The organism is Listeria floridensis FSL S10-1187 (genome assembly GCF_000525875.1).
Lineage (GTDB): Bacteria > Bacillota > Bacilli > Lactobacillales > Listeriaceae > Listeria > Listeria floridensis.
Genome location: NZ_AODF01000079.1, coordinates 1 through 2,337 on the forward strand (window position 1 = coordinate 1; position 2,337 = coordinate 2,337).

General features: G+C 39.8%; 4 protein-coding genes. All 4 read left to right on the top strand.

What is annotated here, in order from left to right; translation table 11 throughout:
• On the top strand, positions 1-463 hold a 463-nt coding region (locus MFLO_RS14935), incomplete at its 5' end, for a DUF1642 domain-containing protein (RefSeq protein WP_051993702.1).
• On the top strand, positions 456-689 hold the full coding sequence (locus MFLO_RS14250; RefSeq protein ID WP_036098726.1) for a hypothetical protein: 234 nt from the start codon (positions 456-458) through the stop codon (positions 687-689). The genes MFLO_RS14935 and MFLO_RS14250, both read left to right, overlap by 8 nt.
• A gap of 498 nt (positions 690-1,187) precedes the next feature.
• Positions 1,188-1,442, top strand: a complete 255-nt coding sequence (locus MFLO_RS14255) for a hypothetical protein (RefSeq protein ID WP_036098728.1) — start codon at positions 1,188-1,190, stop codon at positions 1,440-1,442.
• Positions 1,439-2,329, top strand: a complete 891-nt coding sequence (locus MFLO_RS14260; protein ID WP_036098729.1) for an RNA ligase family protein — start codon at positions 1,439-1,441, stop codon at positions 2,327-2,329. Before MFLO_RS14255 ends, MFLO_RS14260 begins: the two co-directional genes overlap by 4 nt.
• The last annotated feature ends 8 nt before the right edge of the window (positions 2,330-2,337 follow it).

A 2,337-nucleotide genomic window follows, 5' to 3' on the forward strand; every position in this document is an offset into this window, starting at 1 on the left:
GGCTCGAAATCTGCGTACGAAAAAATTGAAGTCGAAGCAACAAATGGCGGATTGGTTGGACACGATGCCCGATGCTTGGAAGCTTGACGCAGATTTAGCCCTTTATAAGGTCGTAGCGGCAAGTAGTGCGTACCAAAGGGATGAACTCCGTAGTAAAAAATTAGTACCAATTTGGTTGATCGAGAGTGTGATAGAGCCCGAGAGTACAACACTTACGACGATTGCCGATGCCATTCGATACGGCTATGAGGTTAAAAAAGAACAGCTTTATTATGTCCGTCTGCCTGACATTAAAGAAGAAAAGGCTTATCTAAATTTAAAAATAATCAATGAGGAAATTAATTTTTGTGATAAGGACGAAGATGTTTATTTTCGAACTAAATTTACAAAAAAAGAAATCAAAGCGATTGACGAACGGTATTGGAGCTTAGCTATAAAAGTCGAGGAGGATACCGATGAGTAAATTTGCGATTGTCAGTGAGGTTGATGGTAAGACCATGTATACGATTAGTCGGGCAGAATCACCCTTAACAGCTATGTTGAAAGCAACGTGTGAGGAACGCGGCAGTCAAGATGAAGTTGTCGGAATTTATGAGGTTGGAACAATGAATCATTTAGAATCAATTATGTCAAAACAAGAATCTTTATCAAACATGCAGCATTTATTAAATGAAGCTGGAGGAGACTAACGATGAATAACGAAACAGAAAATCCTATGGTAGTAGACGCCTACTGGAATGACGGTTTCCGTCATTGAAAAGGTGATTCCAATGAATGAATTTGAAAAATTAAGAAAAAAAAGAATAAAACGCCGTGAACGAGAGCGAGACTTGATGTATGAGATCGAACAACTCCCATTCGGCGCCCAATATTTAAAAAAAAGTGCGAGAGCTCAACCGACTTCTTGATATTGGGGAAGATGAGCTGCGACTGTACGACCAGTTTAAACGGGCGTATGAAGTCTGTCCGGTTGTGAAGAAAACAAAACACGGTTCGATTTCGCCGGTTCAAGTGACGCAGTTAAGAAACGCGGGGTTGCATTTTAAAGCAATAGCCAAATACATGAACTGTTCGACGAATACTGTTCACAACTGTACAAAAAGTAAATATTTCAAGCGCTACTATAATCGTGACAAATCAATAGCGAATCAAATTGATCTGGGTTTGAGAGTTAGGAGGGATAAATCATGAAGTCATACTACATTAGAATTTATACGACGGAGCGGTGCTGGCCGAATGAACGTAAACTCCGGTACGAATTTTCAAAATACGACATTACGCTTGACGACCTTAAAACCGCGTTAGTAAAACGCATGGGCAACCTAGGTCTGCACTACAGAGCCAAACGGCATATTTATGAGGCTAAAAGTGTAGAGGAGCTTGTGCAAGGCATAAACAATAATACAAGATTCAAGCTTGATGTGAGGGTGTTTGAATCATGAAGAAACAAGGAGCTGAAATAATGCACAAGTACAATAGTTTGATTGGAGCGCACAAAAGGGAAGCAAGGGAAATTTATGACGACATTAAAGACGTTGTCATTCTTGAAAAATTGGACGGAGCCAATGCAAGTTTTCGTTTAGTCGACAGGGAAGTACATTGTTATTCGAGGACAACGGAGTTAGACGAACATAATACTTTGAGAGGCTTCTATAACTGGGTTCGTGATTATATTGTTCCACAAAAAGAATTGTTGAAACCAAACTCTATTTATTTCGGCGAATGGTTAGTCAAACACAAAATTGATTATGAACACCATCGCGACAAATTCTATTTATTTGACGTTTATGATTGTGAATCAGAAACTTTCGAACCTTTGTGGAGTTCTCAAACTCGGGCTGATGAGCTAGCGATAGATCATGCGCCAATAATTGACGAACCATCATCTAAACCTTCATTTGAAAAATTAAAAACTTATGTGGGGAAATCATTTCTTGCAAAAAAAGGGGAGGGGATCGTTGTTCGTTCAAAAGGTTCGAGGTTCGAGGGCGAAACGCTCAAGTTCGTAAGTGACGAATTTAGAGAGGTTCAAACGAAAAAGGAAAAGGTTTCGAAAAATGCTACTGAACTCGGAGAATTTGTTTCTCAAACGTTAACTTCCGCGCGTGTTCAAAAAATACTTTGCAAACTTGTTGACTCGGGCGTCATCGGCGAAGACTTCGATGAGACTGACATGGGGACTATTTTGAAGAATAGCAGTTCTGAAATCGTTGAAGACATTTGGAACGAGGAGTTAGATGTGTTAAAGAAGATGTTTCAGCGAAAAGTTGGCCGAGTGTATCCGGCTGCTGTGAAGGAAGTCATTAGGAAGAAGGAGGAACAAAAGTGAATAAGCTA